17 protein-coding genes and 1 pseudogene are annotated in these 13,619 nt (G+C 65.0%); 9 read left to right on the forward strand and 9 right to left on the reverse strand.

The window, feature by feature from the left end; all coding sequences use genetic code 11:
* Positions 1-89 precede the first annotated feature (89 nt).
* The 3 genes and pseudogenes from WME89_RS41530 to WME89_RS41540 form a co-directional block, all read right to left on the reverse strand.
* Positions 90-716, reverse strand: coding sequence for a JAB domain-containing protein (locus WME89_RS41530; protein WP_438012037.1), 627 nt, complete (start codon positions 714-716; stop codon positions 90-92).
* A 277-nt stretch (positions 717-993) separates the two neighbouring features.
* Positions 994-1,224: pseudogene (tnpA, locus tag WME89_RS41535) on the reverse strand (IS66 family insertion sequence element accessory protein TnpA); the annotation flags it as partial.
* A 300-nt stretch (positions 1,225-1,524) separates the two neighbouring features.
* Positions 1,525-2,373 carry a DNA adenine methylase gene (locus tag WME89_RS41540; protein WP_438005118.1) on the reverse strand — a complete coding sequence of 283 codons (849 nt, stop codon included), beginning with the start codon at positions 2,371-2,373 and terminating at the stop codon, positions 1,525-1,527.
* Between the two features lie 1,136 nt (positions 2,374-3,509).
* Here WME89_RS41540 and WME89_RS41545 point away from each other — a divergent pair.
* Together WME89_RS41545 and WME89_RS41550 are read left to right on the forward strand one after the other, a co-directional pair.
* Positions 3,510-4,598 carry a serine/threonine-protein kinase gene (locus WME89_RS41545; RefSeq protein WP_438005119.1) on the forward strand — a complete coding sequence of 363 codons (1,089 nt, stop codon included), beginning with the start codon at positions 3,510-3,512 and terminating at the stop codon, positions 4,596-4,598.
* A 146-nt stretch (positions 4,599-4,744) separates the two neighbouring features.
* Positions 4,745-5,887, forward strand: coding sequence for an NUDIX hydrolase (locus WME89_RS41550; protein ID WP_438005120.1), 1,143 nt, complete (start codon positions 4,745-4,747; stop codon positions 5,885-5,887).
* A gap of 358 nt (positions 5,888-6,245) precedes the next feature.
* On the opposite strand, the gene WME89_RS41555 is transcribed toward WME89_RS41550, so the two are convergent.
* Positions 6,246-6,461 (reverse strand): hypothetical protein, encoded by a 216-nt coding sequence (locus WME89_RS41555; RefSeq protein WP_438005121.1) that lies wholly within the window; start codon positions 6,459-6,461, stop codon positions 6,246-6,248.
* An 813-nt stretch (positions 6,462-7,274) separates the two neighbouring features.
* Here WME89_RS41555 and WME89_RS41560 point away from each other — a divergent pair.
* Entirely contained in the window at positions 7,275-7,667 is a 393-nt protein-coding gene (locus tag WME89_RS41560; protein ID WP_438005122.1) for a hypothetical protein, read from the forward strand.
* 398 nt (positions 7,668-8,065) lie between these two features.
* On the opposite strand, the gene WME89_RS41565 is transcribed toward WME89_RS41560, so the two are convergent.
* On the reverse strand, positions 8,066-8,281 hold the full coding sequence (locus WME89_RS41565) for a hypothetical protein (protein ID WP_438005123.1): 216 nt from the start codon (positions 8,279-8,281) through the stop codon (positions 8,066-8,068).
* On the opposite strand from WME89_RS41565, the gene WME89_RS41570 reads away from it, so the two are divergent.
* Entirely contained in the window at positions 8,280-8,459 is a 180-nt protein-coding gene (locus WME89_RS41570) for a hypothetical protein (RefSeq protein WP_438005124.1), read from the forward strand. The two genes, WME89_RS41565 and WME89_RS41570, sit on opposite strands and share 2 nt — an antisense overlap.
* Before the next feature lie 92 nt (positions 8,460-8,551).
* Here the strand turns inward: WME89_RS41570 and WME89_RS41575 are convergent, their stop codons facing one another.
* The 4 genes from WME89_RS41575 to WME89_RS41590 form a co-directional block, all read right to left on the reverse strand.
* Positions 8,552-8,827: a hypothetical protein gene (locus WME89_RS41575; protein ID WP_438005125.1), complete on the reverse strand. Its 276-nt coding sequence runs from the start codon at positions 8,825-8,827 to the stop codon at positions 8,552-8,554.
* A 172-nt stretch (positions 8,828-8,999) separates the two neighbouring features.
* Complete coding sequence (locus tag WME89_RS41580; RefSeq protein WP_438005126.1) at positions 9,000-9,263, reverse strand: hypothetical protein; 264 nt, start codon at positions 9,261-9,263, stop codon at positions 9,000-9,002.
* 54 nt (positions 9,264-9,317) lie between these two features.
* Positions 9,318-10,226 carry a hypothetical protein gene (locus WME89_RS41585; protein WP_438005127.1) on the reverse strand — a complete coding sequence of 303 codons (909 nt, stop codon included), beginning with the start codon at positions 10,224-10,226 and terminating at the stop codon, positions 9,318-9,320.
* A 127-nt stretch (positions 10,227-10,353) separates the two neighbouring features.
* Positions 10,354-10,521: a hypothetical protein gene (locus tag WME89_RS41590; protein WP_438005128.1), complete on the reverse strand. Its 168-nt coding sequence runs from the start codon at positions 10,519-10,521 to the stop codon at positions 10,354-10,356.
* A 162-nt stretch (positions 10,522-10,683) separates the two neighbouring features.
* Here WME89_RS41590 and WME89_RS41595 point away from each other — a divergent pair, with 162 nt between their 5' ends.
* From WME89_RS41595 to WME89_RS41615, 5 genes are all read left to right on the forward strand, one after another.
* Positions 10,684-11,232, forward strand: a complete 549-nt coding sequence (locus WME89_RS41595) for a hypothetical protein (protein ID WP_438005129.1) — start codon at positions 10,684-10,686, stop codon at positions 11,230-11,232.
* 374 nt (positions 11,233-11,606) lie between these two features.
* Positions 11,607-12,035, forward strand: a complete 429-nt coding sequence (locus WME89_RS41600; protein WP_438005130.1) for a hypothetical protein — start codon at positions 11,607-11,609, stop codon at positions 12,033-12,035.
* 225 nt (positions 12,036-12,260) lie between these two features.
* Positions 12,261-12,527 carry a hypothetical protein gene (locus WME89_RS41605; protein WP_438005131.1) on the forward strand — a complete coding sequence of 89 codons (267 nt, stop codon included), beginning with the start codon at positions 12,261-12,263 and terminating at the stop codon, positions 12,525-12,527.
* A gap of 87 nt (positions 12,528-12,614) precedes the next feature.
* The gene (locus tag WME89_RS41610; protein ID WP_438005132.1) at positions 12,615-12,815 is read left to right on the forward strand and encodes a DUF6036 family nucleotidyltransferase; all 201 of its coding nucleotides are present in this window, start codon (positions 12,615-12,617) and stop codon (positions 12,813-12,815) included.
* Between the two features lie 215 nt (positions 12,816-13,030).
* Positions 13,031-13,585 (forward strand): RBBP9/YdeN family alpha/beta hydrolase, encoded by a 555-nt coding sequence (locus WME89_RS41615; protein WP_438005133.1) that lies wholly within the window; start codon positions 13,031-13,033, stop codon positions 13,583-13,585.
* Positions 13,586-13,619: the final 34 nt, after the last annotated feature.

Below are 13,619 nucleotides of genomic sequence, written 5' to 3' on the forward strand. Positions count from 1 at the left end.
CGGGGGCGTGCGGAGCTCCCGGCCGGGCGGTGCGCTGGAGGCTGGCTGCTGGATGCGCAGGGCGCAGGAGCGCTGCGCCCCGCGAGGGCCTACTCGTGGACGGCGGCGTAGCGGCCGCTGGGCGTGACGATGACGTGGGCGGTGAGCGGGACGTGCAGCTCGGCGGAGAGGTGGCGCAGCTCCAGGGTCATCGCTTCGTCCTCGCGGGTGGGCGTCGGGTCGCCGCTGGGATGGTTATGGGCGAGGACGAAGCTCTGGGCGGCCATGTCCAGCGCGGCGCGCAGGACGGTCGCGCGGCCGACGTAGAGGCCGTCGTCGATACCGCGGGCGAGCAGGCGTGTCTCACGGACGCGACCGTGGCTGTCGAGCGCCGCGATCCAGAGCTCCTCGTGGCCGAGGGACGCGAGCCTCGGGCCGAAGTAACGCGCCACGCGGGCGGCGTCGGTGAGGAGCGCTCCCCGGCGGGCGCGGGCGGCATGGTAGCGGCGTCCGAGCTCGAAGGCGGCGGCGAGCCGGGTGGCGTCGAAGAGCGCGATCTGGGTGCGCTCGGCGAGGGCCGCGGGCGAGAGGCGACCGAGCGAGGGGAGAGCGGCCGTGCCGAGGATGCGCGGCCCGACGCCGGGGAGGCCGAGCACCATCTCGAGGAGGGCGGCCTCGGTCGCGGTCGGCAGCTCGGCCGCCGTCTCGGCGGGGGCGTCGACGGGGACGCGGCTCATCGGGTTCATCGCGGCCACCTCCGAGAGCGGGTGAGGGCGCGGGCGAAAAGGCGGCGCGCGAGGCGGAGGCGGGTGGCGACCGTGGGGCGCGGGAGCGAGAGGGAGGCGGGGATCTCGTGCAGGGAGAGGCCGGTGGCGGCGAGCGCCAGGAGCTCGGTAACCGCCCACTCATAAGCCCGGCCGAACGCGAACCACCCGCCTGTTGGGTAGCGGTATCCGTGCTGTAGACCCCATCCTCGCCTGATGCGTGCCGTCGCCATAGATTCGCGGGTAGCGCGATCTCGATCGGCTCCGCCACGACCGGCGAGACGTCGGCCACCACGTGCACCGGAAGGAAGCGCGGCGTCTCCGTCGGCGAGGGCTGCGAATGCCCGTCAGCTCGCAGCTTCCAGCGCCACCAGTACAGCTGCTTGGGCTTGTACCCCTCGCACCGCGCGAACTTCTCGGCGCTCAGCCCGCTGCGCTCCCATCGCTCCACCCGCTCGACCCACTCCGCCCTCGTCGCCATCGCTTCCTCCTTCGTCGCGATGGGGACAGGTAACCGGCGCCGCGCGAACGGTCACGATGCCCTTGGCTGGGCGGATACGGAGCTCGCGCAGCTCGGGACGGAGATGGTGGAAGGCGCGGATGAGGCCGCGGGCGACGAGGCGGCCTCTAGAGAGGGGGCGGCGAAGGCGGAGAGACTGTCAGGGATTACATATCTCGCCAATTCGGTAGCTACAAGCCATTCTGTCCAATGAACATCAACACCATCAACTCGTCGCAAGCTTCGAATAACTCCGCAAAAAACCCATAAACTAAACACAAACTACCGAATGATCAATTCAGCAACAGCACCGCGCCTGTCAGCCTTGCAGTTCAATGCGCGCTTGGCGTTCACAGCACAGATCTCGAAGCCTTGACTATACAGCTCGTAAACCGCAGGCGCCGACGAATTGGACAACAGAACGTTCACCCCAATTCGCTTCAGACGCAGGGCCACATCACGAAGCCTTTGCTGGTCATCAGAGCCGAACGTATCAGCCGTGTATCGCGTAAAATTAGAATACTCAGATATAGGCACGTACGGCGGATCGAAGTACACAAAGTCTCCGGCTCGCGCATTGCAGACCGCAGCTTCAAAATCGCATATCTTCAACTCCGCCGACATCCTAAGCGCCACACTACACGTTCGAAGAGCATCAGCGTCACAAATCTTCGGATTAGCATAGCTGCCAAAGGGAACGTTAAACTGATTGCTCTTATTAACGCGGTACAGACCGTTGAAACCCGTGCGGTTCAGATATACAAACCATGCTGCGAGCTCGGCATCGGACATCTGAGACGTATCGGCCTTACGAAGTTTCTCAAAAAAATCCCGGTCGTAGGGCCACCGCGAGAGAGAATCGATTACACCTTCTACGTCTGACGCAACACCACGATAAGTACGAATCAAGCGCTCGTTGAGATCTGACAGCACAGCTTTCGGAGGGCGAAGAGCAAAAAACAGGGCCGCCCCGCCAACAAACGGCTCGAAGTAAGTGCCGTATTGGGTAGGAACGAAACGCAGCAGATTCGGCAACAGCTGTCGTTTTCCCCCGGCCCACTTGATGAAAGGGTGCGCCGTATCGCTAACGGCAGAAGTGTGCGAACGGCGCTGATGTGGCAGGGCGCTCATGCCCGACCATAGCACGCTGGAACTGCGGTGTCGTGCTAGTCTCGCACCGCGAGAACAGCACGTAACCACCGCGCGGCGACGCCGGAAACACCCGCTCACACGTTCTATGCACAAAGCGTGATCTTGTGAGCCGAGGAGGTGCCTGTGATCTACGGAATTCTTCGCGGATCACGGAAAACAACTACAATCAACTCGGACCTATGCCCACATAGGAGCACACCCGCGCCCATTGTGCGCATCCATGCGACCATGTGCCGGCGCTAAGCTTGCGCGAATTCGGCAACGAGCAAAAAATCCAACTAGGGATGGACCGGTAGACTTGGCGCGACTGTAAGTGAGACTCGTCCAGCAAGCTCGCTCTCGGGAACGAGGCAAGCCACTGCGATGGGAATATGGTCCAGGGGGTAGTCGCCTCTTGACACTTTGTCAGAGCAATGTAAATATACGCTGCCCTCCATATCTGCCAGGTGAAGTCGTCGCGAAGGGCGGGAGTAGAGCGGTGGCCATTAGTAGGATAAGGGCTGCAACGGCAGCACAGCTTGCCCAGCGTCTTCCTTCGTCCGTTATACCGCAGTTCGACTCTTTTGGACGCATAGTCGAAGCGGTCTCGGTGTTGGCCACTCGTGGCGAGCTTTCGCCCGACACGATCAACCTATCCCTCCGACATGTAAACTACGTGAAGCATGCCGCGCGACTGCTCGGGCTTATGTCCTCAAGTGCTGTTCTGCCGACTGGCCGACAGATCCTGCAACTCTCCGCGGAAGGCCAAGCAGAGGCACTTGGCCTTCAATTCGAACAAAGTGAATGCGGCCGTGCGTGGCTTGCATGGTCGAAAGTGTCAAGTGCACGGCAACTAGATCCCCAAACAGCCGAATCTTTCCTTGGGGACTGTACCACGCTCACCCGATCTATGATTGTTCGGCGCGGTCGAACGTTGCGACGATGGTGCATTCAGATCCAGTCAAATCGCACCTCAGAAGCCGACACTCGAGGGTCTGTGCTAACAAAGCCCCTGAGTAGACTCACAAAACGCGGAGCCGCCTGACTGCTCAGGGCCCATTAGGCTGCGCTTTATATCACCACTCGGCAAGCAGCATGTCCGGCGTGGGCACCGTATTAAGGAGAGTGTCGTAATCATGTCGACCAAGCTGAAGCCGCAGCTCAAGAATTTTTTCAACCTTCTTTCGTCGAAACAGGCGGGGACTATCTTGACCGAAAGCGAGATTCTCTTGAAGACTGGCTGGGAGCCTGACACTCTGGGCACCCATCGTCGCAAAAACAAACTTGATCCTTTCTTGGCGCAGGAGGGAAAGGGTATCTATCGTGTACTTCGTGATGGTACTACGCTAACAACTGACGAAATTTCCGATGCTTTCACTCAAAAACGCCCGAGCCAGTTAACTATCACCAAAGGTGTCACCATTTCGGGCTTGAAGGCCGACTATGAATTGATAAACTACTTAAATAGCGGAGCCGCAGCTCATGTCTGGAAATGTAGAAACATTGCAACTGGCGAGATATGCGCCGCTAAAATTGTTAATCCTAGGACAGACCTACTGAAGCCCGCTAACCTGCAAGTTCTTCGTGAGCGATTTTCTCGCGAGGTGAAGAACGGAATTCGCCTGTCGCACCCTAATATTGTGGTTCACAGAGACTTCGGCGAAGTAGACGACCATCCGTTCTTGATTATGGATCTGGCAGATCAGTCAGTCGCCGACATGCTAAAAAGTGGCCCACTCTCTCCTCACCAAGCACTTGAAGTCGTGGAGTCGAGTCTCTTGGGGCTAAAGTGCATTCACGACTCTGGTTGCGTGCACCGAGACGTGAAGCCTCCCAATATTCTGCGCTTCGCAACGCGATTTGTGATTGGCGACCTGGGTATCGTTAGGTGGTCTGACATGAACCCAGAATTTACATCAGCCGAAACCCTGACCCAAGCATCGATACATCTGGGTTCATGGTACTACATGGCTCCAGAGCAGCGGCGGCTGCCGCACGACGTGTCCTCTGCGTGCGACATCTACGCCCTCGGTATCTCTTGGTTTGAGATGCTCACTGGAAACACGCCGGACCCTGCCGAGGTTGCTGCACGCCAGTTCAATGAACCTTCATCGGATGCAGAAGTGAATCATCTCATCAAATCGATGCTTGCATATGCGCCATCTGATCGGCCTACCACAAATCAACTTCTCGATCACATTCAGAAGCTGCGTGGTCGATTATAGCCATCACATGGCTAAATGCCGAGGACCTGATGTCGTCTGAAATAGACAAAGATGACTTGAGTTCGCTTTTGAAGGATGCCAGGTGGTCCTGGCAAGATGTAAAAGTGCCGCTCGTATCATGCACGGGCGGGTCTGCGCTAGCTTTCGTGTGGCAGATCACCGAGCCTCTCCTCGGACTCAATGCGATCAAGATCGAACAATTTGGCGCGCATCCATATCGAGCATTTCTTGCTGTGGCGTTTCTTGTTTCTGTAGCCCAGCGTGTCGTCGTGAAGTTCAGAGCGTACGAGAAGATTGCGCAGCTAGCCGAGGGCGGTGTGTCGGCACCAGAGATCGATCCACTAGTTGCACTAAGTGATTCTAAAGCCACCATATCAACGGTTGTGTCCACGCTGGACACAATTAGCCATGGTGAAGTTGCAGCCGACGATCTTCTAAAAAATTGGAAATACAAAAACGAAGGTGTCGCGATTCTGAATCTGCTTCGTAGCCTCGGATTGATATCAATTCGTGCAATTAGTCAAAGATTAACTGTTCGAGCCAATTCAGACATCGCCACCGATTTTTTAACTAGCATGGCTCGTCACCTGGAAGAAGACGCTCCCTTCATCGGTGCCTTCGATGATGCCGAGACAAATATCAATGAGCGTTATCGGCTGCGAGAGCTCATACGAAGAATGGAGCAGAGTCGCGTAAACTGGGCCAAATTCAAGAGGCGACCCGCTGCCAAGGTTGCACGCCACGCGAAGTCGTCTTTGATTATCATAAAAGCAATTGTCGGGGGCGAGACCTGCATTCTGATGCAGTGGTCCGAGTCTTGGGGGCGTCGTGATGGGGACGGACGCACATCGTCCAACTCTGGGTATTATTGGTTCATCGGCGGCTTGATGGAGCCGAAGGATGAGGGAAACCTAATCAAGTGCGCCGTTCGCGAGGTTAGCGAGGAGCTCGGGGTCGATGCGGGCGACGTTCAACTCATCGAGCAGCCACTTTTTATGTGTACCGACCGTCGAGTGTCCCGTCGCGTTGGCTTGTACACCGAGTTCGAATACTATGTATTTGCCGCAACGCTTCGATTGAGTCCTGCTGTTCCTCAATTTGTTCAGCCGGAATGGACGCGAGCATTGTCGATCCACAGTGCGAGCGGCGAAGCAACAATCCCACGTCAGATGAGATGGCGAACGTGGATGGAGATCAAGAACGATCCACTGCTTCAGGAAGATGCGTCAGTGATTGTAAGCGAATTGGAGAAGCACCTTGGGGCGGTGCCACTTCAGCCGCACGCGTGAGCAGTTTTTCTTTAGCCAACGTGCTGTCGTCCCCGGATGCGCCCTGCGCCTCGTCGCCTGCTGGAGGACGCACGACGCACAGGATCGCCGCGGCCTGAGACACGGGTCCGCGTCCCTCGCGGCGCTGCCGTCGTGGTGGCCTGGTCACGATGCGCAACGCTGGCGAGCTCCGGCTCGGGAGGAGGCAAGCATTGCCGCGCGGGTGACGGGTGCCCCTGACGACTGGGTGCCGTGGCGCCTCGAGGCCGCGCAGCGGGCCCGGGTGGTCCTGCGCGGCTTCCAGGCGGCCCTTGGGGCGCTGATCGTCCGCCGGCTGGCAGACCGCCGATCTCGCCGCGTCGTCGTGCGGGCCGGGCGGCTAGTCCGGGTCCGGCACCCCGCGAGCACGCCGCTTGCGGGCCCGACCCTCCTCGAGCCAGCACTGCGAGAACACGTACAGGTAGAGCGGCAGGCCGATGTGGAGCCAGCCCACGGGAGAGAGCGTCCCACGAGGGACAGGCGCGTCGAACACCGCCGCGGCGACGAGCGCCACGCCGGATGCCACGATGCCGGCGGTTCTCAGGACCTTGCCCATGGCTCAGAGGAAGCCGCAGAAGACTCCCAGGGTGCCGAGGGCGGCGCCCGAGTAGTCTGAGCAGCGTTGCGCGTCCCGCGGGTCCCTCGCCCTGGGGCAGAGCACGGACGTCGCGACCCTCGTCGCCCCGAGCATGAAGATGCCGCACCCCAACCCGATCGGGCTCCATGGCTGCTGAGCCGCGCCGCTCGGCTCGCTGTCAGCATCGGGTGCCGGTTCGGTGCTCGCCTCTGCCTCGCCGCAGCCGCGGCCGCTCCGCGCTTGACCAGGCCGCGGCACCGACCCGCGCTCGAGGACTCGCCGGCGAGGTGACCGAGCCCGACCAGGTGATGATGGCGCCGCGTTCGCCGGCACTGAACAACACCGGTATCCAGTCACCAGCGCCCGACGTGGCCCTCGACCTGCTCGGCCGCTCCGCGCCCATCAGGGCATCAACGGCCCCGAACTCGCCGGCGTCCTCCTCGACGGCCGCAGCTGCTCCGCGCTCGACCAGGCCGCGGCACCGGTGCGGGCCTCGCTGGCAGCCATGCGAGCTCAACGTCAGCCCGGAGCACGCGGGTGTCCACCTCCCCCGCGTGCTCGACTAGGCGGACGGCGACATCGACGCGGCCAGCACAGGTACGAGCCGCCCGAGTTCACCCCGGCTCGCACGGCCACGGCCGCGCCGCTGCGGGGGGCGCCGCCGAGCTCGCCACCTTCAGCGAGGCGGACCCCACGGTAGGTGTGGGCGCGCGCACCGTGGGGGGACCGTTGACGAGCGAGATGCGCACTTCCAGGATCACTTCGGCAAGGGATCCAACCGAGGAGAAGAAAATGTCCAAGATTGCAATGCTCATGGCGACATTCGCCGTTCTCTGCGGAACATCTGAGGCGTTTGCCGAGCAGGAGGTCGACTGCAGCCGATACATCGCACTAGGCAAGGCACTGTCCAACGTTTACATCAAGTTCGATGTCGATAGGAACACTAACATCGTCTACGGCACGAATTCGGGGCACATCGTTACGTTCAACTCGGTAACCCGCGGAAGCTTCAGCGGTTCTTTCGGCTCAGGAGGGGATATGCATGGCGGCTGGTCTGGGTCGCAGTTCACCATGTTCAACCCTGCGCACGATCAAACGTACAGTGGAATCTGCTATGACACCGGAATCAGGGGCCGCGTGATCCAGGCAGGTGTCGCCACGGCGGCCTTCACATTCGCGCCTTGACTGACGCTGGGCGGCAAGCTGGCCGCGTGAACGGCTGGACGAGCTGCTGCCCGACGCGTGGGCGCGCTCGTCGCCCGCTGCTCCGGCCGCAGGCGACGCCGGCGCGCCCTGAACGAAACGGACCCTCGGTCCTTGCCACCGGGGTGCCGGGGGAGAGCACCTCGCCGGCCCTCTAGTATCCGCCCGGGTCCGCTCGGACCGTGGGTAGTCGCCGCCCGCGCTCAGCATCGTCGACCCCGGCGATAGCGCAAGGGGTAGCGCCTATGGCGATGGCTGGGCGCTTACGGCGGCTAGTACAGCGTTCCCCAAGTTCGTCCGGGGTCACGTGGCCATAAAACGTAGTAAGTTCGCGTAGATATGGCGAGTCCGAACCCGGGACAAACTTAGGGAACGAAGTGCTAGTCCGGGTCCGGCAGCCCGCGAGCACGCCGCTCGCGGGCCCGACCCTCCTCGAGCCAGCACTGCGAGAACACGTACAGGTAGAGCGGCAGGCCGATGTGGAGCCAGCCCACGGGAGAGAGCGTCCCACGAGGGACAGGCGCGTCGAACACCGCCGCGGCGACGAGCGCCACGCCGGATGCCACGATGCCGGCGGTTCTCAGGACCTTGCCCATGGCTCAGAGGAAGCCGCAGAAGACTCCCAGGGTGCCGAGGGCGGCGCCCGAGTTGTCCGAGCAGCGTTGCGCGTCCCGCGGGTCCCTCGCCCTGGGGCAGAGCACGGACGTCGCGACCATCGTCGCCCCGAGCATGAAGATGCCGCACCCTAACCCGATCGGGCTCCATGGCTGCTGAGCCGCGCCGCTCGGCTCGCTGTCAGCATCGGGTGCCGGTTCGGTGCTCGCCTCTGCCTCGCCGCAGCGCATCGAGGCGCAGGGCACGTCCCCCTAGGCGCCTGGGTCGCGCGGGTTGAAGACCCGGATCCACGCCTCAGGACGGTCAGCGCACGCCGCGGCGAGTTCGTGCCGTCCCGCCTCCAGGATCTGGGGGATCACGGTCGCCACCGTCGTCACCCGGTCGAGCGAGACCGCGAAGCTGCGCGGCGACGGATCAGCCTCCGCCCTGCCGTCCTGCTCTCCTCCCGCGTCGGTCGGTTCGTCTGCTGCTCCACAGGCTGGCGTTCCCACGAGCGCGACCCTGGCCAGCCCGATCCTGCTGTGCATGAGCCGCCTCCCCGCGCAGCGACCTCCATTGCGCACGGAATTACAGTGCGAGCGGCATGCCACGCTGATAGACCAGCGCGCGAGGTCGGCCGCCGCGCCGCGCACGGGGCTCCACGGCTTCCAGGATCGAGCTCGCTTGCGCGCGTTCCTGCCGCGCCGAGGCGGTGCGCGCTCAGGAGCCGGTCGTCGCGAGCAGCTCCCTGGCGTCGCCGACGGATGCAGCGCGGCGGATCCAGCGGTCCAGCTCGGCGAGGTCGGTGCTCGCGAGGACGCGCTCCCGGACCTCGGCAGGGACCTCCAGCCCGCGGGCCTCGAGGAAGGCCAGCACGTCGTGCGCCTTGGCTTCGAGGATCCCCTCCTTCCGGCCCTTCTCCACGCCCTTCGCCACGTAGCTGCGCGCGAATTCACTCTGAAACTCGTATCCGCTCTTCATCATCGCCTCCATCGAGCTCGCTTGCGCGCGTTCCTGCCGCGCCGAGGCGGTGCGCGCTCAGGAGCCGGTCGTCGCGAGCAGCTCCTTGGCGTCGCCGACGGCGGCAGCGCGGCGGATCCAGCGGTCCAGCTCGGCCACGTCGGTGCTCGTGAGGACGCGCTCCCGGACCTCGGCAGGGACCTCCAGCCCGCGGGCCTCGAGGAAGGCGAGCACGGCCTGCGCCTTGGCTTCGAGGATCCCCTGCTCCCGGCCCTCCTTCCGGCCCTTCTCCACGCCCTTCGCCACGTAGCTGCGCGCGAATTCACTCTGAAACTCGTATCCGCTCTTCATCATCGCCTCCAACGTCCGCCTCGCCGCTGCGTTCAGCGAGGATAGCACCAGGTCCCAGTACAGGGTGCGGCGCTCCTCATCGAGCCCGGGAACCGCCCCCAGGAACGCCACGCCGATCGCCTCCCCGACCTCCTCCTGCCCGTGCGCCATGGCCGAGAGCACGACCACCTCGGGCGCCGCCCTCGCCTGCTCGACATCGGTCACGACCGGGACGCCCGCGGGCCCGAGCACCAGCGGCGTCAGCGTCAAGCCGGGGTGGCCCATCTCGATCGGCCTCGCGCACCACCGCGCAATCTCCGCGTCGACCGTCACGGCCAGCAGCCACGTCGGGCAGCGGTGCCGGGCCCTCGTCTGGCTGACATAGACCGGCCAGACGTACGGCTTGTCCGGGTCCACGCCGAGCTGGACCTCGACCACGATGGCCATCGCGGGCCGCTGCTGCTCGCCTACCAGCAGCACGACAATGACGTCCGCCCGGCGGTCCGAAGGCACGATCTCGGCGAGGTCGGAGGACTCGACGCGCGCCTCCGTGAAGGCCGGTATCGGCTGGCCGAGCGCGTCCTGCAGCATCTCGGCGGCCAGCGTCGGCCGGTTCTTGAACAGCTCCACCAGGGCTTCATGGGTCACAGAGGGCATCGGGTCGTCTCTCGGGTGATGGCAGCCATGCTGACTCTCGAGCGGCGCGCCAGGCCCATGCGTACGGGCCGCAGGGGCCGGAGCAGCCGCCTCCACCTCTTCAATTCCGGGCAGCTCCGTCGAGTCATCACGCCGTGTGACCTGCGCGCGCCCCGACGTCAGGGCACGTCACGAACCGCCCCGTGGCCCGCAGCAGCGCCTCCGGAAGCGCGCCGGTCCAGACGGACAGGACCTGGTGCGCGCCCTCGTCTCCGAGGGCCGGCCCCTCGACGTTCTGGGCGGGGTCGACAGCCAACCGACGCGATGGTGCCGAACCCGTGCTGGAGGTTGGCCGGGCCATGCTCCGGGGTTGACCCCGCAGGCTCCGACGATGGACGTTCCAGGATGGAATGATGGCCGACCCATCATTCCCTGGTGGCGAAGCCATCATCGACCTTGAACCAGCCAGGAGGACTCCATGGCACCCCGAACGACGAAGCAGACGACGAAGAAGACGAGCGTCAAACCCACCACGAAGCCGAGCAGCACCAGGCCGGCCAGGCCGCCGAGCACCCGCGAGGTGGCCGACATGCTGGGCGTGACGCTCTCACCGCCGCTCAAGCCCGAGCAGACAGCGCGGCTGCGCAAGGCGCTGCCCGGCTACGCGGGCATCCTGGACGACGTGGCGGCGCTGCTCGAGGAGGACGCGGCCGCGCTCAACCTGCCGGACGTCACCCCCGAGGCGCTCCTCGAGGCCCAGGCCGAGCAGAAGTACCTCGCCGCGCGCGAGGCCGTCGCGCAGGCCGTCTACCGCAGCCTGTTCGAGCAGCGGATGCAGGTCGACGACCGCGCGATGAAGATGCTCGAGAAGATCGCCCGCCGGATCAACGCCCTCAAGGAGGACGACCGCGACCTGCCGGCCCGCTGGAAGCTGCTGCTCGACTTCCTCGGCACCTTCCGCCAGGGCGGCGCCCGCAAGCCGAAGTCCGCCGAGCCGGCCGCCGCCGAGCCGGTCGCCGTCGCGTAGCGCGACCAGAGCGAACCGCAGCCCGTCCCGGGCTGGGGCGACCGAGGCCCCCTCCGCGCTGGCGGAGCACGGTCCATCCGCCGCGCTTGCGACCGCCGCACGCATCCGAAGCTCGCGCCGCCCGGCGACCCGCCCCGCTGGACCGACGCGGCGGACCTGCTCCTCGCGCTCTCCCAAGGCCACGGCCTGGCCCCCTCGGCGACGACGACTTCGACCCCCTCGCCGAGCTCGACTTCAGCATCCGCCGCCACCCCGCTGGCCCGCCCGACTGGGTGATCGCAAGGCACGCCTCGGTCCGGCGCGTGCTCCTGCCCCAGCGGAGGGCGCAGCCTCCCCGGGGCCCGCGTGCTACTGCCCAGAGAGAGGGAGGACCCATGCCGGAGACGTTAGTGATCCATGTCGGCAACGCGCACAAACTGGATAAGCCGCTCTGCAAGGCGCGCGACGCCGGACGCCTGACCATCGAGGGCGCGACGCGTCCCCGAGCGGATCGGGAGTGCGGTCCGAAGGTGCTGCTCGCCGCATCCGCCGAGCCCGTTGCTGGCGTGGGCTCAGTATACTTGGTCGTGGGAGTACTCCATGCCGCGAGTCTCTTGCGAGCCGAGAACGCGATCACGTTTGAATCACTGGAGCGATTCGCGGTGCCGCTGGTCATCAGCAACTCGAAGGGTACCGTCAGACCAGGACTCCCCGGTGGTGCGATGTACTGGAGTCCGCAGCACTTCTACTGGCTGCCCGCAGAGGCCGCCGAATGGTGCGCTGAGGAGGCCCGGCGACTCGTCACTCTGGAGACGGGATCGTGACCAGCACCGTCCGGATTGTCCTCGGTAGACTCGCCGAGCGCGGCAAGGCAGCGGGCGATGCTCCTTACCAGCGCCTTCCGCTTCACCCTTCCGCGCGCCAGCTCGCGGACGGCCAACGCGGCTCCGAACGTGGGCGTCGAAGTTCGCGTAAGCACCCAGGGGCGCCGCGGCCTGAGACACGGGGCCGCGTCCCCGCGGCGCTTCCGTCGTGGTAGCCTGGTCACGATGCGCAACGCTGACGAGCTCCGGCGGTTCGCTCGCCAGGGCTGGGTGGCCGCCCAGCGCGACAAGGAGCTCTACTGGCGCGACTGGAAGCGGCAGCACGGCCCTGCCGCCGGGGTCCGGATCGCCGATGAGCTCCGCAAGCAAGTCCTCGCGCAAAAGCCCGGCTGGCCAAGCGAAGAAGAGCGCCGCGAAGACCTCGCCACGCACCTCCGCGTCCTCGAGGCCCTCGACCGCGTCGCGGCCCGCCGCCGTCGCCCTGCTCGTTGATCTCGCCGCTTCGACCTCCGGATCCACCTCGGCGACGACTTCCTCCGCGAAGCCCGCCTGCTCCCGCTCGTGCACCGCCCGACCGGCATGCCCATCGACGTGGTGATCGCAGCGTCGAGCCTGCACATCGAGTTCCTGGAGCGCCGCAGGCTGGTCGCCCTCGGCGGCGTGCGCGTGCCGATGACCAGCCCGGAAGACCTGGTCGTCACCAAGGTCCTGACCGGCCGCCCCAAGGACCTCGAGGATGTGCGCGGCGTGCTGCTCGAACAGCACGACCTCGACCTCTAGCGCATCCGCGGTCTCCTCGGCGAGCTCGAGGCCGCCCTCGGCGAGGACAGGTTGCTCCGCCGCCTCGAGCGCCTGATCCGCAGAGCACGCACCACCGTCGTGCGCCGGCAATGAGATGAGCGGGGGAGGACGGGGTTCGTGCTGCAGCCGAGCTCCTCCTCCAGAAGAACGCGGCGCTGTACAGGCGGCTCGCCCGAGAGTGCGATACTCGACCCATGGCATCGCTGCTCATCGTCCCCGGCTACACCGGCTCCGGACCTCGCCACTGGCAAACGCTCTGGGAGCAAAAGCTCGCTTTGGCACGCCGCGTGGAGATGCCGGACTGGGATCACCCTGACCGGGGCGCGTGGGTCGAGGCGCTCGATCAGGCAGTCGACGGGAGCGCTGAGCCCCCGGTGCTGATCGCGCACAGCTGCGGCGTGAGCACGGTGGTCCACTGGGCGGCGCTGGGCGCGCGGTCCGTGCGCGCTGCGCTGCTCGTCGCGCCGGCCTACACCGGATCGCCGAGCTACCCGCGCGCAGCGCTGACGTTCCATCCCCTGCCCAGCGCAAGGCTGCCGTTCCCCTCGATCGTCGTCGCAAGCTCCAACGATCCCTACTGCACCCTGGAGCGCGCCGAAGCCCTCGCGCGCGCGTGGGGGAGCCGGTTCATCAACATGGGACCGTGCGGGCACATCAACACCGATGCCGGCTTCGGACCCTGGCCCGAGGGCGAGCGGCTCCTCGCCGCACTGATAGGCGAGCCCCTCTCCGTGGTGTCTCGCCCCTGACGCGACGAATCTCCGACCGCGAGCAACGGGCAGG

This window comes from Sorangium sp. So ce321 (assembly GCF_051530195.1).
Lineage (GTDB): Bacteria > Myxococcota_A > Polyangia > Polyangiales > Polyangiaceae > Sorangium.